A 22,671-nucleotide genomic window follows, 5' to 3' on the forward strand; every position below is an offset into this window, starting at 1 on the left:
AGCAAGGTAGCACCGGTTTTACTTTCCGCCCATCGCGCAGAACACTTTCGCTTGCAAGGACGCGGCGTGTCTCGTTACGCCTCGGGGTATCGGCGTGCCGCAGACAACGACGAGCAAGGCTCATGTCTCCCAAAAAGAGCGTGACGATGCGGTTTTTTCACTACTTCAAAAGAGTGTGCCGAGCAATGAACGACGATGCGTCCCGAGCGAACATTGATCCTCCTTCGCCCATCGATAATCCACTGACCGAGAGATCGGGGTCTACCCGCTAGGGGCCGGCCGAATGGATGCCGCGACGAGAGTCGCTGATTGCCGGATCGGGAACCCGTCCACTTTCCCGGCAGCCGCTCAGGTATCCCGTATGAGCACGGCCGATCGTTCGGCAGGTGCCCATCAAAGAACAACGGATAACAGGCCGACCGGGCGGCCGGAGCATCTTCGCGGTGCAACGGCGCAGCCAGATGCCTGAGGAACAGGCGCAAGGTCGTACTGCCAATTTGATGTTGCAGATTTGGAGGCGTTAATGGCGCAGAAAAACTACGAAGTCGATGTGGTGCTGGTCGGTGCCGGCATCATGAGCGCGACATTGGGCGTGCTGCTGAAAGAATTCGACCCCGGCATCAAGCTGGAAATCATCGAAATGCAGGACTCCGATGCCCTGGAAAGTTCCAACCCCTGGAACAATGCCGGCACCGGGCACGCTGGCCTGTGCGAGCTGAACTACACCCCGCAGGCGGCCGATGGCTCGGTCAAGGCGCAGAAGGCCATCGAGATCAACGCCAAGTTCGAGGTCTCCAAGCAGCTCTGGGCCTACCTGCTGGAGCAGGGCTCCTTCGGTTCGGCGCAGTCCTTCATCAGTCCCGTTCCGCACCTGAGCTTCGTACGTGGCGAGAAGGACATCGGCTACCTCAAGACTCGCTTCGAGGTGCTGAAGAAGCATCACTGCTTCGCCGACATGGAATACTCCGAGGACAAGGCAATCCTCAATGAGTGGATGCCGCTGATGATGGCCGGCCGCGACCCGAACGAGCGCCTGGCCGCGACCCGCTCCCAGGGCGGCACCGACGTCAACTTCGGCGCCCTGACCGGCCAGCTGCTGCAGCACCTGGGTAGCAAGCCCGACGTCACTCTGAGCTACGACCACAAGGTCACCGGCCTCGAGCGCAACGACAGCGGCTGGAAAGTCACAGTCAAGGACCGCAAGACCGGCGAGAAACGTCACATCCAGGCCGGCTTCGTGTTCCTCGGCGCCGGCGGCGGCGCCCTGCCCCTCCTGCAGATGTCCGACATTCCGGAAGGCCACGGCTATGGCGGCTTCCCGGTCAGCGGCCAGTGGCTGCGTTGCGACAACCCCGAGGTGGTCGAGCGTCACCAGGCCAAGGTCTACAGCCTGGCCGCAGTCGGCGCGCCGCCGATGTCGGTGCCGCACCTCGACACCCGCGTGGTTGACGGCAAGAAGTCCCTGCTGTTCGGCCCCTACGCCGGCTTCACCACCAAGTTCCTCAAGCATGGCTCTTTCCTCGACCTGCCCCTGTCGATCCGCCCGAGCAACATCGGCCCGATGCTGGCGGTGGCCCGCGACAACATGGACCTGACCCGCTACCTGATCAAGGAAGTGAAGCAGTCCATGGGCGATCGCCTGGAAACCCTGCGTGGCTTCTACCCCGAACTCAATCCCCAGGACTGGCGCCTGGAAATCGCCGGCCAGCGTGTGCAGATCATCAAGAAGGATGCCGAGCGCGGCGGCAAGCTGGAGTTCGGTACCGAGATCGTCGCGGCCGCGGACGGCACCATCGCCGCACTGCTGGGCGCCTCCCCGGGTGCCTCGGTTTCCGTGTCGGCCATGCTCGACTTGCTGCAGCGCTGCTTCGCCGAGCGGATGCAGTCCGAACAGTGGAGCGCCCACCTCAAGGAGATCTTCAAAGCCTCCGCCAAGGAACTGGAGAACGACGCCGAGCTGTACCGCAGCATCCAGGCATCCTCGAACCAACGTCTGGGTCTGGTTTCCGCCGCCCCGACCAAGGCTGCGCCCGCTGCAGTCAGCGCTGATAGCTGATCGGACTGCCGGCCATGAAAAAACCGCCTGTACAGGCGGTTTTTTCGTTTCCGGGGGATCGCCGGAGTCAGTGCCGGGCAGCCCGCACGATGTCGATGTAGGGCTTGGCGAGACGCTGGTCCTGGATCAGCGCGATAAAGTCGCGGCCCTGAACGTCCTGCGCCGAGAGGTCATAGCCGGCCTCGACGAAGAAGCCCACGAAGCGCTCGAAATCGTCCACCCGCAGCCCCCGGTAGGCCTTGATCAGCTTGTGCAGGGCGGGCGGCGTGGCGTCCGCCGGCTCGATATCGAGGAATAGGCGGATCTTCTCCTCGCTGATTTCCTCACCAATCACCTGCTTCTTGTCTTTTTTACCCATGTTGCGCTCCACGGACACTGACCGATTTCGAAGAGGCGGAAGTTTAGCCTCGCCACCGGCCGCGCTCAACGCGCGCCTCACAGTCCCTTGACCGCATAGATGCCGGCGGCGTTGCGCCAGTAGCCCTTGTAGTCCATACCGTAGCCGAAGACATAGCGGTCCTCGCAGCTCAGTCCGACATAGTCGGCCTTGAGGTCGGGCGTGGCCTTGCGCTGGTGCCGCTTGTCGACCAGCACCGCGGAATGCACAGCACTGGCGCCCTCGTGGCGGCAGAAGTCGATGATCGCCGCCAGGGTGTGCCCCTCATCGAGGATGTCATCGATAATCAGCACGTCACGGTCGATGAAGGAGACTTCCGGCTTGGCCTTCCAGAACAGATCGCCGCCGCGGGTCTCGTTGCGGTAGCGGGTGGCATGCAGATAGGACAGCTCCAGCGGGAAACCCAGCAGGGGCAACAGCTTGCCAGCGAAGACCAGCCCGCCGTTCATCACGCAGAACACCACCGGATTGCGCTCGGCCAGCTCGGCATTGATCGCCGCGGCAACGCGCCCGATCGCCGCCTCGACTTCGGTATGGTTGAACAGGCAGTCGGCCTCCGCCATGACTTGACGGATATGGGCGAGATCAACGGACATGGCATTTTCCTCGGGTGGATGGAGCGCTGAAAGCCCGCTACAGCGGTTCGGCCCCGGCAATCGGAGCGGGAACGTTACCCAGCGCCCCCGCCGCGGGCAAGTCCCACAGCCTGGCAGCAGACAGTTCCCCATTCATTCTCCGCCGAGCCGGTGTTTTAATTCAGGCAATATCCCAGAGCGCCGGAGTCCTTCATGCCCATCCACGAAATCCGCCACCCGCTGATCCGCCACAAGCTCGGCCTGATGCGCCGCGCCGACATCAGCACCAAGAGCTTCCGCGAACTGGCCCAGGAGGTCGGCGCCCTGCTCACCTACGAGGCCACCCAAGATCTGCCCCTGGAGAGCTGCCAGATCGAGGGCTGGTGCGGTCCGGTGGAGGTGGAGAAGATCGCCGGCAAGAAGATCACCGTGGTGCCCATCCTGCGCGCCGGCATCGGCATGCTGGACGGCGTGCTGCGGCTGATTCCGAGTGCCAAGGTCAGCGTCGTCGGCCTGTCGCGGGACGAGGAAACCCTGGTCGCACACACCTACGTGGAGAAGCTGGTAGGCGAGATCGATCAGCGCCTGGCGCTGATCATCGACCCCATGCTCGCCACCGGCGGCTCCATGGTCGCCACCATCGACATGCTGAAGAAGGCCGGCTGCAAGGAGATCCGCGCCCTTGTGCTGGTCGCCGCGCCGGAGGGCATCCGCCTGCTGGAGCAGACCCACCCCGACGTGACCGTCTACACCGCGGCCATTGACCAATGCCTCAACGAGAACGGCTACATCATCCCCGGCCTCGGCGATGCCGGCGACAAGGTCTTCGGCACCAAGCAGAAGCCGAACTGAGTCTCAGGCCGGCGTGCGGCACAGCTGCGCCAGCGCGGACGCCCACGCCGGGTGGTCGTTGAGGCAGGGCACCAGCTGCAGGTCCTCGCCGCCGGCCGCCTGGAACTGCTCGCGACCACGCTGGCCGATCTCCTCCAGGGTCTCGATGCAGTCGGTGACGAAGGCCGGGCACATCACCAGCAGCTTCTTCACCCCCTGCGCGGCCAGCGACTCGAGATGCTCCTCGGTGTAGGGCCCGATCCAGCGGGCCCGGCCGAGACGCGACTGGAAGGATACCGACCACTGCGCCTCGCCCAGTCCCATCTGCCGGGCGAAGCCCTCGGCGCTGCGCAGGCACTGCGCCCGGTAGCAGCACGCAAGCACCTCCGGCGGTGCCTGGCGGCAGCAGTCGGCACTGCCCAGGCAGTGCCCGCCGCTCGGATCGGCCTTGCGCAGATGCCGCTCCGGCAGGCCGTGAAAGCTCAGCAACAGATGGTCGAAGCCTTGCTGCAGGTGGGGCCTAGCACTCTGCACCAGGGCCGCGAGGTACTCCGGCCGTTCGAAGAAGGGCGCCAGTACCTCCAGCTCCAGCTCCAGGCCGCGGGCGTGTAGCACCCGCCGCGTCTCCTCCACCACGGTGGTCACGGTGCTGTCGGCGAACTGCGGGTAGAGCGGCGCCAAAGTCACCCGGCGGACGCCCCCCTCCGCCAGCCGACTCAGCGCCGCCTCGATGGACAGTCCGCCGTAGCGCATCGCCAGCTCCACCGGCCCCTCATGCCAGCGGGCCTGCACCGCCAGCTGCAGGCGGCGGCTGAGGACGATCAGCGGCGAGCCCTCCGGCCACCAGATCGAGGCATAGGCATGCGCCGACTGCTCCGGCCGCTTGCGCAGGATCAGCGAGACCAGTAAACGCCGCAGTGGCCAGGGCAGGTCGATCACGTAGGGGTCCATGAGGAACTGGTCAAGGTAGCGGCGCACGTCGGCCACCTCGGGGGAATCGGGCGAGCCCAGATTGACCAGCAACAGCGCGTGATCGGTCATGCAGCATCCTTGATTCGGTTGTCGCCCAGCAAATCGGCCAGGGCGGCGTTCAGGTCGGTGAAGCGGAAGGCGAAGCCCGCCTCGCAAAGGCGCGCCGGCACGGCGCGCTGGCCACCGAGCAGCAGTCCGGCCAGCTCGCCCAGACCCAGGCGCAGGACGAAGGCCGGCACCGGCAGCCGCGCCGGGCGGTGCAGCGCACGGCCCAGGGCGCAGGCGAACTCGCCGTTGCGCACCGGCTGCGGCGCGCAGGCATTATAGGGACCCTGCGCGCCCTCCCGGTGCAGCAGAAAGTCGATCAGCGCGACCTGATCGGCGATGTGCACCCAGGGCAGCCACTGCCGGCCGTTGCCGATCGGCCCGCCCAGGCCCAGGCGGAACACCGGCAGCAGGCGCTGGAGAAAGCCGCCGTCGGGTGCCAGCACCAACCCGCTGCGCAGCAACACCACGCGAATGCCCAGCTCCTCGGCACGCCGCGCCGAGTCCTCCCAGGCGCCGCATAGCTGGCTGGCGAAATCCGTGCTGACCGGACCCATATCTTCGTGCAGCTCGCGCTCGCCGCCATCACCGTACCAGCCCATCGCCGAACCGGAGATCAACACCCGCGGTCGCTGCATGCGCGTCTGCAGCCAGCCCACCAACTGCTCGGTCAGGGTGATCCGGCTGGACCAGAGCACGGCCTTGCGCCGGCGTGTCCAGGGCCGCTCGGCGATGGGTGCGCCGGCCAGATTGATCACCGCATCCAGCGTCTCGCCGTCCAGCTCCTCAAGCCGCCCGATCCCCCGCACGGAACTCCCGCAGAGGCCGGGAACCCGCTCCGGCGACCGACTCCACACCGTCAGCCGGTGCCCCTCGGCACTCCAGTGCCGGCACAGGGAACGCCCCATCAATCCAGTACCGCCAGTCAGCAAAATGTGCATTACCGTCTCCTCGCATTGCCCAAAGGCACGCATGGCCCTACTTTGAATTTATGACGCTTTTACGCTTTCACACTTATGGATTTAGGAGTACAGATGAAAGAGCGCCAATCGTTGTGATCTGCGCCGTGGGTACGGAACGGGGAATTCGTCCGCAGCGCACCTGCTGAAGGAGTACGAGGTAAACCATGACTTTTCCTATTGCCATTATTGGCACAGGTATCGCGGGGCTCTCCGCGGCGGGGGCACTGCATGCGGCGGGACTCGAGGTCCTGCTGTTCGACAAGGGCCGTGGCAGTGGCGGCCGCATGGCCAGTAAGCGCACCGAGGTCGGCGCCCTCGACTTGGGGGCCCAGTACTTCACCTGCCGCGACCGCCGCTTCGCCGAGGCAGTCCAGCAATGGCGCAGCTACGGCTGGGTCGCCGAATGGCAGCCCAGCCTTTATGACTCCGCCAGTTATGACTCCGCCAGCGACATGCTCCGCCCGTCCCAGGACGAGCAGATCCGCTGGATCGGCACGCCACGCATGAGCGCGCTGACACGCGGCCTGCTCGGCGACATGCCAGTGCACTTTTCCTGCCGCATCGCCGAGGTCTTCCACGGTAAGCAGCACTGGATGCTGCAGGATACCGACGGCAAGGCCTACGGCCCGTTCAGCCAGGTGGTGGTGGCCACTCCGTCACCCCAGGCGGCGCAGCTGCTGGCGGCCGCACCCAAGCTGGCCAGCAGCGTGGCCAGCGTGGCGATGGAGCCGAACTGGGCGGTGGCCCTGTCCTTCGAGCAGGCGCTGGACACGCCGGTCGATGGCTGCTTCATCCAAGACAGCCCCCTTGAATGGGTGTCGCGCAACCACGGCAAGCCCGGTCGCGCCAGCCAGCCGGACACTTGGGTGCTGCAAGCCAGCAGCCGCTGGAGCCGGCAAAATCTCGACCTCGCCAAAGAGCTGGTCGTCGAGCAGCTGTACGGCGCCTTCGCCGAAATGATCGGCTGCACCGTGCCACAGCCGGTGTTCAGCCTCGCCCACCGCTGGCTCTACGGCCGGCCGGTCGGCACCCACGGCTGGGGCGCCCTGGCCGACTCCAGCCTGGGCCTCTACGCCTGTGGCGACTGGTGCCTGTCCGGACGCGTCGAAGGCGCCTGGCTGAGCGGCCAGGAAGCCGCCCGCAAGCTGCTGCAACACCGCGCGAACTGACCCCCGCCCATCCCGCATGATACCTGCCCGACGGCCACCGCACGGCGGCCGTCACCGATGCCTGCCGAGCTCCGCCTGCTCCCCTGCCGCGCAACCATGCTGCCTCCATGCTTCAGTCCTCCACGGCATCGATCGCCAAAAGCTGTACAAAAAATTGATTCCGTACAGGAACATGCCTAAGCTGGATAAATACTTATACATACTGAAAATAATGTACAGATATTTGCGAGGTCGCCCATGTCCATCGCCAAACCGAAGATCGCCATCAGCGCCTGCCTGCTCGGCGAGCCAGTGCACTTCAACGCCGGACACAAGGAGTCGCCACTGTGCAGCCGCATTCTGGCCAACCACTTCGACCTCGTCCCGCTCTGTCCGGAAATGGCCATCGGTCTCGACATGCCGCGCCAGCCGACTCGCCTAGTCGGCGATCCGGCCAGTCCGCGGGCGGTCGGCACGGCCGGCGAGCTGGGCGACCTCGACGGCTTCATCTTCATGCAGAAAACTCCCTCCTGTGGCTTGGAGCGGGTCAAGGTCTACCGGGACGACGGCCAGACCGTCCCGGGTGGCGCTCGCGGCCTGTTCGCCGCGGCCTTCTGCGCACGCCGTCCGGACCTGCCGGTGGAGGAGGACGGCCGCCTGCATGACCCGGTGCTGCGCGAGAACTTCATTACCCGGGTGTTCGTCCATGCCGACTGGCGCCAGTTGCTTGGCCGGGGCCTGAGCCGCCAGGCGATCCTCGATTTCCACGCCCGCCACAAGTACCTGCTGATGGCCAGCCATCCGCAGCAGTATCGGGCGCTCGGCCGGCTGCTTGGCGAGATTGGCCAGCATGCACCGGAAGAGTTCGGCCCGCGCTACCTCATCCAGCTGATGGCGGCGCTGCGCCAATGCGCCAGCCGTGGCAGCCACGGCAACGTGCTGCAGCATCTCTGCGGCTATCTGCGCCCGGCCCTGAACCCGGACGAGCGCAAGGAGCTCCAGCGGCTGATCGAGCAGTATCGTCTCGGCATACTGCCGCTGGTAGTGCCGCTGACCCTGCTCAAGCACCATTTTCGCCGCCATCCCCATCCCTACGTGGCCCGGCAGGTCTACCTGCAGCCGCACCCCGAAGAACTCGGTCTGCGCAACCTGAACCATGCATGACGAAGAACTGCCCGCCTCGCCGCTCGATGAGCGCGCCCCCCTCCCCGAGCCCGGCTGGCTGCCGATCCGCGAGGTCGCCCGGCAGACCGGGGTTAACCCGGTCACCCTGCGTGCCTGGGAGCGCCGTTATGGCCTGATCCTGCCGCGCCGCACACCCAAGGGACACCGTCTGTACAACGATAGCCATGTGGCGCGCATCCATGCGGTGCTCACCTGGCTGAACCGCGGCGTGGCGGTCGGCCAGGTCCGAGCCCTGCTTGACCGCGAGCCGCCAGCCACCGCCGAGGCGGCCCCCGACAGCCCCTGGCAGATACTGCAGGCAGAGCTGCTCGCAGCCATCGCAGCGCTGGCCAGTCGCCATCTTGACGCCCTGCTCGACCAGGCCGAGGCGCTCTACCCCGCGCCTCTGCTCTGCGAGCGCCTGCTCCAGCCGCTGCTCGACGAGCTGGAGCGGCGCGAACGGGCCGGCGCCGGGCTAGAGCTGATGTTCTTTCTTTCCTGGCTGCGCACCCGGCTCGGTGCCCGCGTGCAGCAGCACAACCGCCAGAGCGGCGGTGCGCCGCTGCTGTTGGTCGGCCTCGCCGGGCAGCCGATGGAGCCCGGCCTGTGGCTCTGCGCCTGGCTCGCCGCCGCGACCGACGGCCCGCTAGAAGTGCTCGACGGGCCGCCGCCACTCGCCGAACTGGAGTTGGCGCTACCGCGCATCGTGCCGCGCGGCCTGCTGTTGTATGCCACTCAGCCGCTGACGGCCGCACAGCTGCGCCAGCTGGAGCGCATGGTCCGTGGCGGCACGGTTCCGCTGCTGCTGGCCGGTCCGGCGGCGACCGTCCAGCGGGCGCAACTGGCCCAGTTGCCCGGGCTGCTGCTGGCCGAGGATCCGCCCGCCGCGCTGCGGGCCCTGCAGAACCTCGCCTCGAAAACGCACGGGAGTCACCATGCGCCAGCTGATCTGGCTGCGCTGCAACCTGCACGCCCATGATAACCATGCCCTGAGCGCCGCTCTGGCCGGCGGGCCGACCCTCGCACTCTACCTGCTCAGCCCCGGCCAGTGGCGCTCGCATAACGACACCCCATGCAAGGTCGACTTCTGACTGCGCAACCTGCGCCGACCTGTCGCACAGTCTGCTGGCGCGCCTGGGCGTGCTGCTGCTGATCCGCCAGGTCGAGTGCTGGGATGAGGCGCCCGCCACGCTCGCCCGCCTGTGCCGCGAACAGGGCAGCGCCCGGGTGCATGTCAACGACGAATACGGGGTCCACGAAAGCCGCATTGCACACCCAGAGCGTCGGCCTGCAGCGTCACCTGGACCAGTTGCTGTTCGCCCCGGGCAGCCTGCTGGCCTGCTCCGGCGGCTGCTTCCAGGTGTTCAGCCAGTTCCGCAGGAACTGCCACCAGCGAGGCCGGCAACCTGCCCGCCGCACGGCGCCCGCTGGCTGGAGGTCGCCGCCGATCGTCGATCTGCCGCACAGCCACGAACGCGCCTGGCTGCCTTCAAGGCCCTGCCCCACCACGGCTGACGGGCAGAAGCTCAGCCGCCGGGCAGCACCTCGACCGCCGCGGCCGCGCCCCACAGCAGCGGCAGCACCCGCGCCAGCTCAGCGGGATCGCCGCTCGACCAGAAACGGACCTCGGCCGGCCTGGCTGCCAGCAGCCCGCGGGCCTGCAGCAGGCGCTCGAGCTGGCGGGCCACCGCGGCACCGGTGTCGATCAGGCTGACCGACCCCGGCACCAGTTCTTTCAACAGCGGTCGGACAAAGGGGTAATGGGTACAGCCGAGGATCAGGGTGTCGCAGCCCTCGGCCAGCAGGGGCGCGACGAAGCCCTGCAGCAGTTCGCGGGTCTGCGGCCCGTCCAGCTCGCCGGCCTCGATCAGCTCCACCAGACCGGGGCAGGGCTGGGTGATCACCCGCACGTCGCCGGCGAAGCGGTCGAGCAGTGCGGCGAACCGGGCGCTCTTCAGCGTCCCGGTGGTCGCCAGCACACCGATCCTGCCGCTGCGGGTGGCCGCCGCCGCCGGCTTCACCGCCGGCTCCATGCCGACCACCGGCAGCGTCGGGTAGCACTCGCGCAGCTCGGCCGCCGCCGCCGCGGTGGCGGTATTGCAGGCCAGCACCAGCGCCTTGGCGCCCTGTTCGAGGAGGAAGGCGGCGATCGTCCGGCAGCGCTCGCGGATGTACTCAGGACTCTTATCGCCATAGGGCACATGGCCGCTGTCGGCAACGTAGAACAGGGATTCGCAGGGCAGACGAGCGCGGATCTCGCCCAGCACCGACAGGCCGCCGACCCCGGAGTCGAAGACGCCGACCGGCGCCTCACTGACCATACCGCACTCCGCACACCGGGCACTGCGGATCGCGCCTGACCCGCAGCTCGCGGAAGCGACTGGCGAAGGCGTCGACCAGCAGCAGGCGGCCGACCAGCGGCTCGCCGAAGCCGGCCAGCAGCTTGAGCGCCTCCAGCGCCTGCAGGCTGCCGACCAGGCCGACCAGCGGGCCGACCACCCCGGCCTCGCTGCAGGTCAGCTCGGCCTCGCTGCCGTGGCCGTAGAGGCAGTGGTAGCAGGGACTGTCGGCGCAGCGCGGGTCGAACACCGAAAGCTGGCCTTCGAGGCGGATCGCCGCGCCGCTGACCAGCGGCCTGCCGGCAGCCACACAGGCGGCATTGACCGCCTCGCGGGTGGTGAAGTTGTCGCTGCAGTCGAGCACCAGATCCACTGCCGCCACCGCCGCGGCCAGCGAGTCGACATCCAGGGCGCTGCGCAGCGGGCGCAGAGCGACCTCGGGGTTGAGCGCCGCCAGCCGGGCCAAGGCCGAATCCACCTTGGTCAAACCAACGCTCGAGGTATCGTGAAGGACCTGACGCTGCAGGTTGGTCAGGTCCACGCTGTCGAAATCCGCCAGATGCAGCTCGCCGACCCCCGCTGCCGCCAGGTAGAGCGCCACCGGCGAGCCCAGCCCGCCGAGGCCGACGATCAGCACGCGGCTCTGCCCGAGGCGCAGCTGGCCCTCCACGTCGATCTGCGGCAGGAGAATCTGGCGGCTGTAGCGCAGCAGTTCTTGGTCACTGAGCATGGGGATGTCCTGGCAAGAAAGGGGATGGATTCGAATGGTCGCGTCGGCAATCGCAGGGTGGAAAACTCACGCAGCGATTTTCCACCCTGCCACGCCACTGGCGGGAAAGACCTGCGGCCGTTTCCCACCCTACAAGAGCCGTGCAGCAGGGTGACAGCCCTCGCCCCGAACTCACGCGGGCAGCCGTCCCAGACTGATGCGCTCATGGCCGCCAAGGTCGCGGCGGCTGTGCACCTCGGCGAAGCCGCGGGCCAGCAGCACGCGCACCGCGCCGGCCTGCTCGAAGCCGTGCTCCAGCAGCAGCCAGCCGCCGGCGGCGAGATGGTCGGGAGCCGCGGCGATGATCCGGCGGATGTCGTCCAGCCCGTCGGCTCCGGCCACCAGCGCGCTGGCCGGCTCGAAGCGCACATCGCCCAGGGCCAGATGCAGATCGCCGGCGGCAATGTACGGGGGGTTGCTGGCGATCAGCTCGAAACGCTGCCCGGCCAGTGCGGAAAACCAGTCGCTGCACAGAAAGGCCACGTTGCCCAGCCCCAGCCGCAGGCGGTTGCGCTCGGCCAATGCGACCGCCTCACTGACCCGGTCGACGCCGGTCAGCTGCCAGGCCGGCCGCTCCGCGGCCAGCGCCAGGGCGATGGCGCCGCTGCCAGTCCCCAGGTCGAGTACCTTGGCCGGGCTTGCCGGCAGCAGCGCCAAGGCGGTTTCCACCAGCAGCTCGGTATCCGGACGGGGAATCAGGGTCGCCGGCGCCACTTCCAGATCGAGACTCCAGAAGCCCTGCCGGCCGAGGATGTAGGCCACCGGCTCGCCAGCCCGGCGGCGCGCCAGGTCGGCGGCGAAACGTACGGCCACCTCCGCCGGCACCGCGCGCTCGGGCCAGGTACGCAGGTAGCTGGCCGGCTTGCCCAGGGCCGCGGCGAGCAGCCACTCGGCATCCAGCCGCGGACTCGGTGAGTCGGGCAGGTCGGCGCTGCTCAGCAGGTTCTCGATGGTCGGCATGTTTCGATCCCATAAGCGTCGTAGGGCGGGTGCAACCCGCCATTGCGGATCAGCCCCTTGCCTCGGCTCTTTGCCATTGCCGGCGGGTTTCACCCGCCCTACGCATCAATCCCCCAGGGCGGCCAGTTGGTCGGCCTGGTATTCGCTGAGCAAAGGCTCGATCACCGCCTCCACGCCACCAGCCATGACCTCGTCAAGGGCATAGATGGTCAGGTTGATGCGGTGGTCGGTGACCCGTCCCTGAGGAAAGTTGTAGGTGCGGATGCGCTCGGAACGGTCGCCTGAGCCGACCAGCAGGCGGCGCGTCTCGGAGATTTCCTTGTGCGCGGCGGCGTCCTGCCGGTCCTGCAGCTTGGCCGCCAGCCAGGCCATGGCCTTGGCGCGGTTCTTGTGCTGCGAGCGCTCCTCCTGGCATTCGACGACGATGCCGGTGGGCAGGTGGGTGATGCGGATCGCCGAGTCGGTCTTGTTGACGTGCTGGCCGCCGGCGCCGGAGGAGCGGTAGGTGTCGACGCGCAGGTCGGCCGGGTTGATCTCGATCGCCGCCTGCTCGTCCGGCTCCGGCAGTACTGCGACGGTGCACGCCGAAGTGTGGATGCGGCCTTGAGACTCGGTTTCCGGCACGCGCTGCACGCGGTGAGCGCCGGACTCGAACTTCAGCTTGCCGTAGACGTTGTCGCCCTCGCCCCGGGTGATGATTTCCTTGTAGCCACCGTGCTCGCCGGGACTCTCCGAAAGGATCTCGAGGCGCCAGCCCTGCTTCTCGGCATAACGCGAGTACATGCGGAACAGGTCGCCGGCAAAGATCGCCGCCTCGTCGCCGCCGGTGCCGGCGCGGATTTCCAGGAACACGTTGCGCCCGTCGTTGGGGTCCTTGGGCAGCAGCATGCGCTGCAGACGGTCTTCCAAGGCGACCAGCCGCTCCTGGGCCTCGGCCACCTCATCGGCGGCCATCTCGCGCAGGTCCGGGTCGCTGTCCTTGAGCAGTGCCTGGGCGCCCGCCAGGTCGCCCTGCACCTTGCGGAACTCACGGTAGGCGGTGACCACCGGCTCGACCTCGGCGTACTCCCTGGAATAGGCGCGGAAGCGGCCCTGTTCGGCGATCACCTCGGCGTCGCCGAGCAGCGCGGTAAGTTCCTCGTAGCGATCGTGGAGCAGATCCAGTTTGTTCAGCAGGGAGGCTTTCATCGTTTCGACTCACCCTCGTCGAGGGCAAAGAGCTCCTGAACCATGGCCAGCGCATCGAAGCGGCCGTCGGCGGAGAGTTTCTTCAGCTGCACGCTGGGAGCATGCAGCAGCTTGTTGGTCAGCCCGCGCGCCAGAGCAGCGATCACTTCCAGCGGATCGGCACCGCTGGCTAGTAAACGCTGGGCCTTGGCCAGTTCCTCGTCGCGCAGCCGCTCGGCCTGCTGACGGTAGGCCTTGAGCACGTCGACCGCGGCCAGCTCGCGCAGGCGCAGCATGAAGTCGTCGGCGCCGGCGGCGACCAGTTCCTCCGCCGCCTGCGCCGCGCCCTGGCGACTCTTCAGATTTTCCTCGATGACCTCGTGGAGGTCGTCGACGCTGTACAGATAGACGTCGTCCAACTCGCCCACCTCCGGCTCGATGTCCCGCGGCACGGCGATGTCGACCATGAACATCGGCTTGTGCTTGCGCTGCTTCAGCGCCCGCTCTACCGCGCCCTTGCCGAGGATCGGCAACTGGCTGGCGGTGGAGCTGATGATGATATCGCTGTTGGCCAACTCCTGGCCGATGTCGGCGAGCAGGATCGCCTGGCCGTCGACCTGTTCGGCCAGGGCCCGGCCGCGCTCCTGGGTGCGGTTGGCAACGACGATGCGCCGGACCCCCTGTTCGTGCAGGTGGCGGGCGACCAGGGTGATGGTTTCGCCGGCGCCGATCAACAGCGCCTGGCTGCGCTGCAGGTCGCTGAAGATCTGCTTGGCTAGACTGACTGCGGCGAATGCCACCGAAACCGGATTCTCACCGATGGAGGTATCAGTGCGCACGGTCTTGGCGGTGCTGAAGGTGGCCTGGAACAGCCGGCCGAGCAGCGGGCCGACGGTGCCGGCCTCACGCGCCACGGCATAGGCAGTCTTCATCTGGCCGAGAATCTGCGGCTCGCCGAGCACGAGAGAGTCGAGCCCCGAGGCGACGCGCATCATGTGGCGCACTGCGGACTCGTCCCGATGCACGTAGGCGCAGGCACGCAGTTCGTCGAGGGTCAGTCGGTGGTAGTCGGCCAACCATTGCAGCACCGCATCGACCCGCGGACTATCCTGCTCTAGGTAGAGTTCGCTGCGGTTGCAGGTGGAAAGGATCGCCGCCTCGCGGCTATCGGTATGCCGGCAGAGCTGCTGCAGTGCCTCGGCGAGCTGCGCGGGGGTGAACGCCACGCGCTCGCGGACATCCACCGAGGCGGTCTTGTGGTTGATACCGAGGGCGATGAATGCCATTCAGGTGCGCAGGTCCGAACAGGGGAAGCACGCGATTGTCCTACTTCGCCAGATGGAGAACAACCTCCGCCCACCTGTCTCACACCCCCCGGCTGCCGTAGCCATGGGCTTGACCGGCGGCTTGTGTCATGATGCTTCCCACTTTTTCGGTGCAACCATCGCTTTCCCTCCCCTATGAATAAAATCTTCGCCTCGCTGGCCGTCATGATGTTTCTCGGCGGCTGTCAAAGCCTCACCCAGCCGGGCAGCAGAGCGCCCGCGAAAGAAGAGGCCGCACCGTCGCCCGCCCCGGCCAGCCCGCCGCAGCCGCAGCCGCAGCCGGTCGGCTCGTTCAGCGAAGAGACCCTGTACACCCTGCTGGTCGGCGAACTGGCCGGGCAGCGCAACCGTTTCGACATCGCCCTGAGCAACTACGCCGAACAGGCCCAGGCCACCCAGGATCCCGGCATCGCCGAACGTGCCTTCCGCATCGCCGAATACCTCGGCGCCGATCAGACCGCCCTGGAGAACGTGCTGATCTGGGCGGACAACGCCCCGGCCAACCTCGACGCGCAGCGCGCCGCCGCCATCCAGCTGGCGCGCAACGGCCGCTACGACGAGTCGATGCGCTACATGGAGAAGGTCCTGCAGGCCCAGGGCGATACCCATTTCGACTTCCTCGCCCTGGCCGCCGTGGAAAGCGACCCGGAAACCCGCGCCGGGCTGCTGCAGAGCTTCGACCGGCTGCTCGCCAGGTCGCCGGAGAACAGCCAGCTGCTGTTCGGCAAGGCGCTGCTGCTGCAGCAGGACAGCCAGCCCGAGGCTGCCCTCGAACTGCTCGAGGACCATCCGGCGAGCGCACAGGAAATCGCTCCGATGCTGCTGCGCGTGCGTCTGCTGCAGGCCCTGGAGCGCAGCGACGAAGCGCTCTCCCTGCTGAAGAAGGGCATGCGCCAACACCCCGACGACAAGCGCCTGCGCCTGACCTACGCCCGTCTGCTGCTCGAGCAGGGTCGTCTCGACGACGCCAAGAACGAGTTCGCCACCCTGGTCCAGCAGTTTCCCGAGGACGATGACCTGCGCCTGTCCATGGCGCTGGTCTGTCTGGAAGCCAAGGCCTGGGACGAGGCGGCGGTCTATCTGGAGGAGCTGATCGAGCGCGGCAGCTACACGGATGCCGCGCACTACCAACTGGGCCGCGTCTACGAGGAGCGCGATGACCCGGAGAGCGCACTGATCGAATACGCCCTGGTCGGCCCCGGCAACCACTACCTGCCGGCGCAGCTGCGCCAGACCGAGATCCTCTTCGAACAAGGCCGCCCCGAGGAGGCCTCAGCGCGCCTGGCACGGTCTCGTGACAACCAGCCGGACTACGCCCTGCAGCTCTACCTGATCGAGGCCGAGGCGCTGACCAACCGCGAACGACTCGAGGAGGCCTGGCAGGTCGTCGACCGCGCCCTGCAGCAGTTCCCGGACGACCTCAACCTGCTCTATACCCGAGCCATGCTGGCCGAGAAGCGCGGCAACCTGGCCCAGTTGGAGCACGACCTGCGCTTCATCATCGCGCGCGAACCGGACAACGCCATGGCCCTGAATGCCCTCGGCTACACCCTGGCCGACCGCACCACCCGCTACGCCGAGGCCAAGGCGCTGATCGAGCAGGCCCACCAGCTGAACCCGGACGACCCGGCGATTCTCGACAGCCTCGGCTGGGTGCATTACCGCCTGGGCGAACTGGGCGAGGCCGAGCGCCTGCTGCGCCAGGCCGCCGAACGCATCTCCGACCATGAGATCGCCGCCCACCTGGGCGAGGTGCTCTGGGCCCGCGGCAAGCAGCGCGAAGCCCGCAAGGTCTGGGCCAGGGCCCTCGAAGAGCAGCCCGACAGTGCCATCCTGCGCAGCACGCTGCTGCGCCTGACCGGATCCGAGACCTTCTGAGCCATGCCCACTCCGCTTCTTCGTCACACCCTGCTGCTCGCCCTGCTCACCCTGCTTACCGGCTGTGCCGGCCTGACCTCCCGGGAAGCCCTCGAGGGCCAGGGCGACCCCGACCGCTGGCAGACGCACAAGCGCGAGATCGGCACCCTTGACGCCTGGCAGATCAGCGGCAAGGTCGGCATCCAGGCACCCCACGAATCCGGCAGCGGCACCCTGTTCTGGCTGCAGCGCCAGGATTACTACGATATCCGCCTGTCCGGCCCGCTCGGCCGCGGCGCGGCGCGTCTGACCGGCCGCCCCGGCGGCATCCAGCTGGAGGTCGCCGGCCAGGGACGCTACCAGGCCGAATCGCCGGAAGCCCTGCTCGAGCAGCAGCTCGGCTGGCGCCTGCCGGTCTCCCACCTGCTCTGGTGGGTGCGCGGCCTGCCGGCTCCCGGCAGCCGCAGCCAGCTCACTCTTGACGGCGACAGCCATCTGGCCCGGCTGCGCCAGGACGGCTGGCAGATCGAATACCAGCGCTACGCCGAGCAGAACGGTTTCTGGCTGCCCGAGCGCCTGAAGCTGTACGGCCAGGACCTGGTCATCACCCTGGTGATCAAGGACTGGCAACCGCGCCGGCTGGGACTCTGAACGCCATGCAGCACGCCCGACTGATCCTGCCTGCACCGGCCAAGCTCAACCTGATGCTGCATATCCTCGGCCGCCGTGCCGACGGCTACCATGAGCTACAGACCCTGTTCCAGTTCCTCGACCACGGCGACGAACTGGGCTTTGCCCTGCGCGAGGACGGCGCGATCCGCCTGCATACGGGCATTCCCGGGGTCCCCCACGACAGCAACCTGATCGTCCGCGCCGCGCACCAGCTGCAGCGGCAGAGCGGCTGCCGGCTGGGTGCCGACATCTGGCTGGACAAGCGCCTGCCGATGGGCGGCGGTATCGGCGGCGGCAGCTCGAACGCGGCGACCACCCTGCTCGCCCTCAACCGCCTCTGGCAGCTGGGCTGGAGCGAGGACCGTCTGGCCGAACTAGGCCTCTCCCTGGGCGCCGACGTGCCGGTCTTCGTGCGCGGCCGTGCAGCCTTCGCCGAGGGCATCGGCGAACGCCTGCGACCGGTCGAGCTGGAAGAGCCATGGTTCCTAGTCGTGACACCGCAAGTCACTGTCAGCACAGCAGAAATTTTTTCCGACCCGGAGTTGACACGGAATACATCGGCCATTACAGTTCGCAGCCTCCTTGCCGGAGGCGGTCGTAACGACTGTCAGCCGGTCGTCGAGAAGCGTTATCCGGAAGTACGTAACGCTTTGAGCTGGTTGAACAAATTCGTTCCTGCCAGAATGACCGGCACTGGAGCTTGCGTATTTGGGAGCTTCCCAAACTGGGACGATGCTGATAAAGTCGCCCGCCAACTTCCAGTGACCATGCCGGGTTTCGTCGCCCAGGGTCGCAACATCTCCATGTTGCACCGCAGGCTAAAAGCGCTGGCGCAGGGAGTGAATGCCTAGCATTCGGTAGTTGTGTGCTACAGGGGCGTCGCCAAGCGGTAAGGCAGCAGGTTTTGATCCTGCCATGCGTTGGTTCGAATCCAGCCGCCCCTGCCATCTCCCCCCAGGGTTTGCACGCACCAACCAGGCACATCAAGGATGTAACGCTACAGGGGCGTCGCCAAGCGGTAAGGCAGCAGGTTTTGATCCTGCCATGCGTTGGTTCGAATCCAGCCGCCCCTGCCATATATCAGGAAGCTGTTCAAAAATGCCGCAATTAAGCCGCCTTTTTGAGCAGCTTTTTAATTTCATCAGGTCCACCCTCAGCCGGTAGGTACTGCGCGTGTCCAAGATGATGGTCTTCACGGGGAATGCCAACCCCGATCTGGCGCGGCGCGTCGTACGTCAGCTGCATATTCCCCTCGGCGATGCCTCCGTAGGCAAGTTCTCCGATGGCGAAATCAGCGTTGAGATCAACGAGAATGTCCGTGGCAAGGATGTCTTCCTGATTCAACCGACTTGCGCGCCGACCAACGACAACCTCATGGAGCTGGTGGTGATGGCCGACGCCTTCCGCCGTTCCTCCGCCTCGCGGATCACCGCAGTAATCCCCTACTTCGGCTATGCCCGCCAAGACCGCCGTCCACGCTCCGCCCGCGTGGCGATTAGCGCCAAGGTGGTGGCCGACATGCTCGACGTGGTCGGCGTCAATCGCGTGCTCACCGTCGACCTGCATGCCGACCAGATCCAGGGCTTCTTCGACATCCCGGTGGACAACATCTACGGCTCGCCGGTACTGGTCGACGACATCCAGGCCCAGCGCTTCGAGAACCTGATGATCGTCTCCCCGGACATCGGCGGTGTGGTGCGCGCGCGCGCCGTCGCCAAGTCCCTGGGCGTGGATCTGGCCATCATCGACAAGCGCCGGCCGAAGGCCAATCAGTCGGAAGTCATGCACATCATCGGCGATGTGGAAGGCCGTACCTGCATCCTGGTCGACGACATGGTCGACACCGCCGGCACCCTGTGCCACGCGGCCAAGGCCCTCAAGGAGCACGGCGCCGCCAAGGTATATGCCTACTGCACCCATCCGGTGCTATCCGGCCGTGCCATCGAGAACCTCGAGCACTCGGTGATGGACGAGTTGGTGGTGACCAACACCATTCCGCTGTCCGCCGCCGCCCAGGCCTGTCCGCGCATCCGCCAGCTGGACATCGCCCCAGTGGTGGCCGAAGCGGTACGCCGCATCAGCAACGAAGAATCCATCAGCGCCATGTTCCGCTAGGAGCAGACGCCGATACCACCGCCCCGCCCCGCGCGGGGCCTTCAGCCATCGCCCGGACGCTGGTCGCAAGCGTTGCGGGCGGCGCTGTCATTCTGGAGAAACGCAATGACCGATTTTGCCCTGAATGCCGAAGTGCGTTCCGACCTGGGGAAAGGTGCGAGCCGCCGCCTGCGTCGTAACGCCAGCCTGGTTCCCGCCGTGATCTACGGTGGCGACAAGGCTCCGCTGTCCATCAGCCTGCAAGCCAAGGAACTCGCCAAGCTGATCGAAGACGAGGCCGCCTTCAGCCACGTGATCGCCCTGAGCGTCGCCGGCACCATCGAAACCGTGCTGATCAAGGCCCTGCAGCGCCATCCGTCCAAGGCCATCGTCCTGCACGCCGACTTCCTGCGCGTGGTCGCCGACCACAAGCTGACCGCCCACGTGCCACTGCACTTCATCAACGCCGAAACCTCGGTCGGCGTGAAGCAGCAAGGTGGCGAAGTCTCCCACACCATCTCCGAAGTGGAAGTGTCCTGCCTGCCGAAGGACCTGCCGGAGTTCATCGAGGTCGACCTGGCCCAGGTCGAAGTCGGTCAGACCCTGCACCTGTCCGACCTGAAGGTTCCGGCCGGCGTCGAGCTGGTGGCCCTGGCCCACGGCAACGACCTGGCAGTGGCCAACATCCACGCCTCTCGCGTGAAGGAAGAAGGCGCCGAGTAATTCCTCGGAGTCCAGGAGGGCCCCTGCGATGACTGCCGTGCAACTGATCGTCGGTCTGGGAAATCCCGGCCATGAATACGAGCAGACCCGGCACAACGCAGGGATCCTTTTCGTCGAGCGCGTGGCGTCCGCCAAGGGCGTCAGCCTCAGCGCCGACAAGAAGTATTTCGGCCTGGTCGGCAAATTCAGCCATCAGGGCCGCGACATTCGTCTGCTCATCCCCACCACCTACATGAACCGCAGCGGCCAGTCCGTGGCGGCGCTGGCGAACTTCTTCCGCATCCCGCCAGCGGCCATCCTGGTGGCCCACGACGAACTCGACATGCCCCCCGGCACCGCCCGACTCAAGCAGGGTGGCGGCCATGGCGGGCACAACGGGCTTAGGGACATCATCGCCCAGCTCGGTAACCAGAATTCCTTCCATCGCCTGCGGCTCGGCATCGGTCACCCCGGCGACAAGACTCTCGTCTCCGGCTTCGTGCTCAGCCGGGCTCCGCGCAGCGAACAGGAAAAGCTCGAGGCCAGCATCGACTTCGCCCTCGACGTGCTGCCGGACATGCTCGACGGCCACTGGACCCTCGCCATGCAGCAGCTGCATAGCAGGAAAGCCTGAGCCCACCCTTTTCCACCGACTTCAGCTCTGCGAGGGACACACCATGGGATTCAACTGCGGCATCGTCGGCCTGCCCAACGTCGGCAAGTCCACCCTGTTCAACGCCCTCACCAAATCCGGCATCGCCGCCGAGAACTTCCCGTTCTGCACCATCGAGCCGAACAACGGCATAGTGCCGATGCCCGACCCACGCTTGGACGCCCTCGCCGCCATCGTCAAGCCCGAGCGCGTGCTGCCGACCACCATGGAATTCGTCGACATAGCCGGCCTGGTGGCGGGCGCATCCAAGGGCGAGGGCCTGGGCAATAAGTTCCTCGCCAACATCCGCGAGACGGATGCGATCGCCCATGTGGTGCGCTGCTTCGAGGACGACAACGTCATCCATGTCTCCAACAGCGTCGATCCCAAGCGCGATATCGAGATCATCGACCTCGAACTGATCTTCGCCGATCTCGACAGCTGCGAGAAACAACTGCAGAAAGTCGCGCGCAACGCCAAGGGTGGCGACAAGGAAGCCCTCGCGCAGAAGGCCTTGCTGGAGCAGTTGATCCCCCACTTCAGCGCAGGCAAGCCGGCCCGCTCACTGATGAAGAACATGGGCGACGAGGACAAACGCGTGATCTGCGGCTTCCACCTGCTCACCAGCAAGCCGGTGATGTACATCGCCAACGTTGCCGAGGACGGCTTCGAGAACAACTCGCACCTCGATATGGTCAAGACCATCGCCGAGGAGGAAGGCGCCATCGTGGTGCCGGTGTGCAACAAGATCGAGGCGGAAATCGCCGAGCTGGAAGACGACGAGGAGAAGGACATGTTCCTTGAATCCCTCGGCCTTGAGGAGCCCGGCCTCAACCGGGTGATTCGCGCCGGCTACCAGTTGCTCAACCTGCAGACCTACTTCACTGCTGGCGTGAAGGAAGTGCGCGCCTGGACCGTCAAGATCGGCGCCACCGCCCCGCAGGCCGCCGGGGTGATCCACACCGACTTCGAGAAGGGCTTCATCCGCGCTGAAGTCATCGTCTATGACGACTTCATCCAATACAAGGGTGAAGCTGGCGCTAAGGAAGCTGGCAAGTGGCGCCTGGAAGGCAAGGACTACATCGTCAAGGACGGCGACGTGATGCATTTTCGATTCAACGTCTAACACAAACCGCTATTCGTCAATGTTCTTAGATGTCTGGCAATGCCAGTATCTCATTGATAAATAACGGTTTGTTTGTTCGCCTGTGTTCGCGATAGTCCATCGACATTCGCAAGCACAGGGGGCACATTAGGGGGCATACAATACGGCGCATTTCGAAACGGGAGATTTCATGCCCCAACTACCCCTCAATATCCCGCTGAGGCTGAAGAAACGCGGGAAAAGCGTGCACCCAAGCGAGCCGTTAGTGATGCCGCACTGCGCAGCGCGAAACCAGCCGAAAAGCCCTACAAGATCGCAGCCGGCGGTGGCCTCTACCTCGAACTCATGCCCGGAGGGTCAAAGCTCTGGCGCTGGAAGTATCGAATCGGGGGCAAGGAGAACCGCTATGCCATGGGCAGCTATCCCGACCTCTCAGAGGTTGTGAAAAATTCAAGCGGCTGCTGCGCCCCCCTTCAAAACAGCCGCTAAAACGTTGCGCTACGTGAAAAGTAAGACCATTTGGCTCATAAACTCTCCCGCTTTTCACATGGCACGCCTTTTTGAAGGGGATTGGAGAGGCTCTCACGGCACTGTTCGATTTTTTCACAACCTCTCACTCAAAGAGGCGCGTGAAGAAGCCGAGAACGCCCGCAAGCTGATCAAACAAGGTATCCACCCTGCGCAACAGAAGCGACTTGACCGCATCAAATCCGGGCTGGAGCAAGCCAACACCTTCGAGACAATCGCCAAGGAATGGCTTGCGCTGAAGGACTGGGAGCTTGTGAAAAAACCCACCGGGCCTGCGCTCTGCGAGAATAGGCGCGGGGTTTGGACCGGAGGCAAGAGATGGCAGGCACAGGTGGCGAGCTGTTCGACGAT

24 protein-coding genes and 2 tRNA genes are annotated in these 22,671 nt (G+C 66.1%); 17 read left to right on the plus strand and 9 right to left on the minus strand.

The window, feature by feature from the left end; translation table 11 throughout:
* The first annotated feature begins 511 nt into the window (after positions 1 to 511).
* Positions 512 to 2,056, plus strand: coding sequence for a malate dehydrogenase (quinone) (gene mqo, locus ACYVD0_RS01590; protein ID WP_460425157.1), 1,545 nt, complete (start codon positions 512 to 514; stop codon positions 2,054 to 2,056).
* 67 nt (positions 2,057 to 2,123) lie between these two features.
* On the opposite strand, the gene ACYVD0_RS01595 is transcribed toward mqo, so the two are convergent.
* Positions 2,124 to 2,414 (minus strand): PA4642 family protein, encoded by a 291-nt coding sequence (locus ACYVD0_RS01595; RefSeq protein WP_460425158.1) that lies wholly within the window; start codon positions 2,412 to 2,414, stop codon positions 2,124 to 2,126.
* A 77-nt stretch (positions 2,415 to 2,491) separates the two neighbouring features.
* Positions 2,492 to 3,049: a hypoxanthine-guanine phosphoribosyltransferase gene (locus ACYVD0_RS01600; protein ID WP_460425159.1), complete on the minus strand. Its 558-nt coding sequence runs from the start codon at positions 3,047 to 3,049 to the stop codon at positions 2,492 to 2,494.
* Positions 3,050 to 3,241: 192 nt separating this feature from the next.
* Here ACYVD0_RS01600 and upp point away from each other — a divergent pair, with 192 nt between their 5' ends.
* Positions 3,242 to 3,880 (plus strand): uracil phosphoribosyltransferase, encoded by a 639-nt coding sequence (gene upp, locus ACYVD0_RS01605; protein WP_460425160.1) that lies wholly within the window; start codon positions 3,242 to 3,244, stop codon positions 3,878 to 3,880.
* A gap of 3 nt (positions 3,881 to 3,883) precedes the next feature.
* On the opposite strand, the gene ACYVD0_RS01610 is transcribed toward upp, so the two are convergent.
* Positions 3,884 to 4,900 carry a ferrochelatase gene (locus ACYVD0_RS01610; RefSeq protein WP_460425161.1) on the minus strand — a complete coding sequence of 339 codons (1,017 nt, stop codon included), beginning with the start codon at positions 4,898 to 4,900 and terminating at the stop codon, positions 3,884 to 3,886.
* Complete coding sequence (locus ACYVD0_RS01615) at positions 4,897 to 5,817, minus strand: epimerase (RefSeq protein ID WP_460425162.1); 921 nt, start codon at positions 5,815 to 5,817, stop codon at positions 4,897 to 4,899. Before ACYVD0_RS01615 ends, ACYVD0_RS01610 begins: the two co-directional genes overlap by 4 nt.
* 185 nt (positions 5,818 to 6,002) lie before the next feature.
* On the opposite strand from ACYVD0_RS01615, the gene ACYVD0_RS01620 reads away from it, so the two are divergent.
* The 4 genes from ACYVD0_RS01620 to ACYVD0_RS01635 all read left to right on the plus strand — a co-directional run bounded on the left by ACYVD0_RS01620 (position 6,003) and on the right by ACYVD0_RS01635 (position 9,241).
* A complete protein-coding gene (locus ACYVD0_RS01620) occupies positions 6,003 to 7,007 on the plus strand; it encodes an NAD(P)/FAD-dependent oxidoreductase (protein ID WP_460425163.1) in 1,005 nt (334 codons plus the stop codon).
* Positions 7,008 to 7,244: 237 nt separating this feature from the next.
* Positions 7,245 to 8,150: a 2-thiouracil desulfurase family protein gene (locus ACYVD0_RS01625; protein ID WP_460425164.1), complete on the plus strand. Its 906-nt coding sequence runs from the start codon at positions 7,245 to 7,247 to the stop codon at positions 8,148 to 8,150.
* Positions 8,143 to 9,129, plus strand: a complete 987-nt coding sequence (locus tag ACYVD0_RS01630; protein ID WP_460425165.1) for a MerR family transcriptional regulator — start codon at positions 8,143 to 8,145, stop codon at positions 9,127 to 9,129. The genes ACYVD0_RS01625 and ACYVD0_RS01630 overlap by 8 nt, the downstream gene beginning before the upstream one ends.
* Positions 9,086 to 9,241, plus strand: a complete 156-nt coding sequence (locus ACYVD0_RS01635; RefSeq protein WP_460425166.1) for a deoxyribodipyrimidine photo-lyase — start codon at positions 9,086 to 9,088, stop codon at positions 9,239 to 9,241. The genes ACYVD0_RS01630 and ACYVD0_RS01635 overlap by 44 nt, the downstream gene beginning before the upstream one ends.
* 435 nt (positions 9,242 to 9,676) lie before the next feature.
* On the opposite strand, the gene murI is transcribed toward ACYVD0_RS01635, so the two are convergent.
* The 5 genes from murI to hemA all read right to left on the minus strand — a co-directional run bounded on the left by murI (position 9,677) and on the right by hemA (position 14,671).
* Entirely contained in the window at positions 9,677 to 10,471 is a 795-nt protein-coding gene (gene murI, locus ACYVD0_RS01640) for a glutamate racemase (protein WP_460425167.1), read from the minus strand.
* A complete protein-coding gene (locus tag ACYVD0_RS01645; RefSeq protein ID WP_460425168.1) occupies positions 10,461 to 11,219 on the minus strand; it encodes a molybdopterin-synthase adenylyltransferase MoeB in 759 nt (252 codons plus the stop codon). The genes murI and ACYVD0_RS01645 overlap by 11 nt, the downstream gene beginning before the upstream one ends.
* Positions 11,220 to 11,390: 171 nt before the next feature.
* Positions 11,391 to 12,218 (minus strand): peptide chain release factor N(5)-glutamine methyltransferase, encoded by an 828-nt coding sequence (gene prmC / locus ACYVD0_RS01650; RefSeq protein WP_460425169.1) that lies wholly within the window; start codon positions 12,216 to 12,218, stop codon positions 11,391 to 11,393.
* A 105-nt stretch (positions 12,219 to 12,323) separates the two neighbouring features.
* Positions 12,324 to 13,406 carry a peptide chain release factor 1 gene (prfA, locus tag ACYVD0_RS01655; protein WP_460425170.1) on the minus strand — a complete coding sequence of 361 codons (1,083 nt, stop codon included), beginning with the start codon at positions 13,404 to 13,406 and terminating at the stop codon, positions 12,324 to 12,326.
* A complete protein-coding gene (gene hemA, locus ACYVD0_RS01660) occupies positions 13,403 to 14,671 on the minus strand; it encodes a glutamyl-tRNA reductase (RefSeq protein WP_460425171.1) in 1,269 nt (422 codons plus the stop codon). The genes prfA and hemA overlap by 4 nt, the downstream gene beginning before the upstream one ends.
* A 174-nt stretch (positions 14,672 to 14,845) precedes the next feature.
* Here hemA and ACYVD0_RS01665 point away from each other — a divergent pair, with 174 nt between their 5' ends.
* The 11 genes from ACYVD0_RS01665 to ACYVD0_RS01715 form a co-directional block, all read left to right on the plus strand.
* Positions 14,846 to 16,588: a tetratricopeptide repeat protein gene (locus ACYVD0_RS01665; protein WP_460425172.1), complete on the plus strand. Its 1,743-nt coding sequence runs from the start codon at positions 14,846 to 14,848 to the stop codon at positions 16,586 to 16,588.
* Positions 16,589 to 16,591: 3 nt separating this feature from the next.
* Positions 16,592 to 17,218: a LolA-like protein gene (gene lolB, locus ACYVD0_RS01670; RefSeq protein ID WP_460425173.1), complete on the plus strand. Its 627-nt coding sequence runs from the start codon at positions 16,592 to 16,594 to the stop codon at positions 17,216 to 17,218.
* Between the two features lie 5 nt (positions 17,219 to 17,223).
* Positions 17,224 to 18,090, plus strand: a complete 867-nt coding sequence (gene ispE, locus ACYVD0_RS01675) for a 4-(cytidine 5'-diphospho)-2-C-methyl-D-erythritol kinase (RefSeq protein WP_460425174.1) — start codon at positions 17,224 to 17,226, stop codon at positions 18,088 to 18,090.
* Positions 18,091 to 18,111: 21 nt separating this feature from the next.
* A tRNA-Gln gene (locus tag ACYVD0_RS01680) sits at positions 18,112 to 18,186 on the plus strand.
* Between the two features lie 54 nt (positions 18,187 to 18,240).
* Positions 18,241 to 18,315: transfer RNA gene (locus ACYVD0_RS01685), tRNA-Gln, on the plus strand.
* Positions 18,316 to 18,412: 97 nt separating this feature from the next.
* Positions 18,413 to 19,354, plus strand: coding sequence for a ribose-phosphate pyrophosphokinase (locus tag ACYVD0_RS01690; protein ID WP_460425175.1), 942 nt, complete (start codon positions 18,413 to 18,415; stop codon positions 19,352 to 19,354).
* Positions 19,355 to 19,459: 105 nt separating this feature from the next.
* On the plus strand, positions 19,460 to 20,056 hold the full coding sequence (locus tag ACYVD0_RS01695) for a 50S ribosomal protein L25/general stress protein Ctc (protein WP_460425176.1): 597 nt from the start codon (positions 19,460 to 19,462) through the stop codon (positions 20,054 to 20,056).
* A 28-nt stretch (positions 20,057 to 20,084) separates the two neighbouring features.
* Positions 20,085 to 20,669, plus strand: a complete 585-nt coding sequence (gene pth, locus ACYVD0_RS01700; protein WP_460425177.1) for an aminoacyl-tRNA hydrolase — start codon at positions 20,085 to 20,087, stop codon at positions 20,667 to 20,669.
* Between the two features lie 43 nt (positions 20,670 to 20,712).
* Positions 20,713 to 21,813: a redox-regulated ATPase YchF gene (gene ychF, locus ACYVD0_RS01705; protein ID WP_460425178.1), complete on the plus strand. Its 1,101-nt coding sequence runs from the start codon at positions 20,713 to 20,715 to the stop codon at positions 21,811 to 21,813.
* A gap of 72 nt (positions 21,814 to 21,885) precedes the next feature.
* Complete coding sequence (locus ACYVD0_RS01710; RefSeq protein ID WP_460425179.1) at positions 21,886 to 22,281, plus strand: Arm DNA-binding domain-containing protein; 396 nt, start codon at positions 21,886 to 21,888, stop codon at positions 22,279 to 22,281.
* A 13-nt stretch (positions 22,282 to 22,294) separates the two neighbouring features.
* The coding region (locus ACYVD0_RS01715; RefSeq protein WP_460425180.1) for an integrase arm-type DNA-binding domain-containing protein at positions 22,295 to 22,671 on the plus strand (377 nt) is incomplete at its 3' end.

Source organism: Azotobacter armeniacus (genome assembly GCF_054779355.1).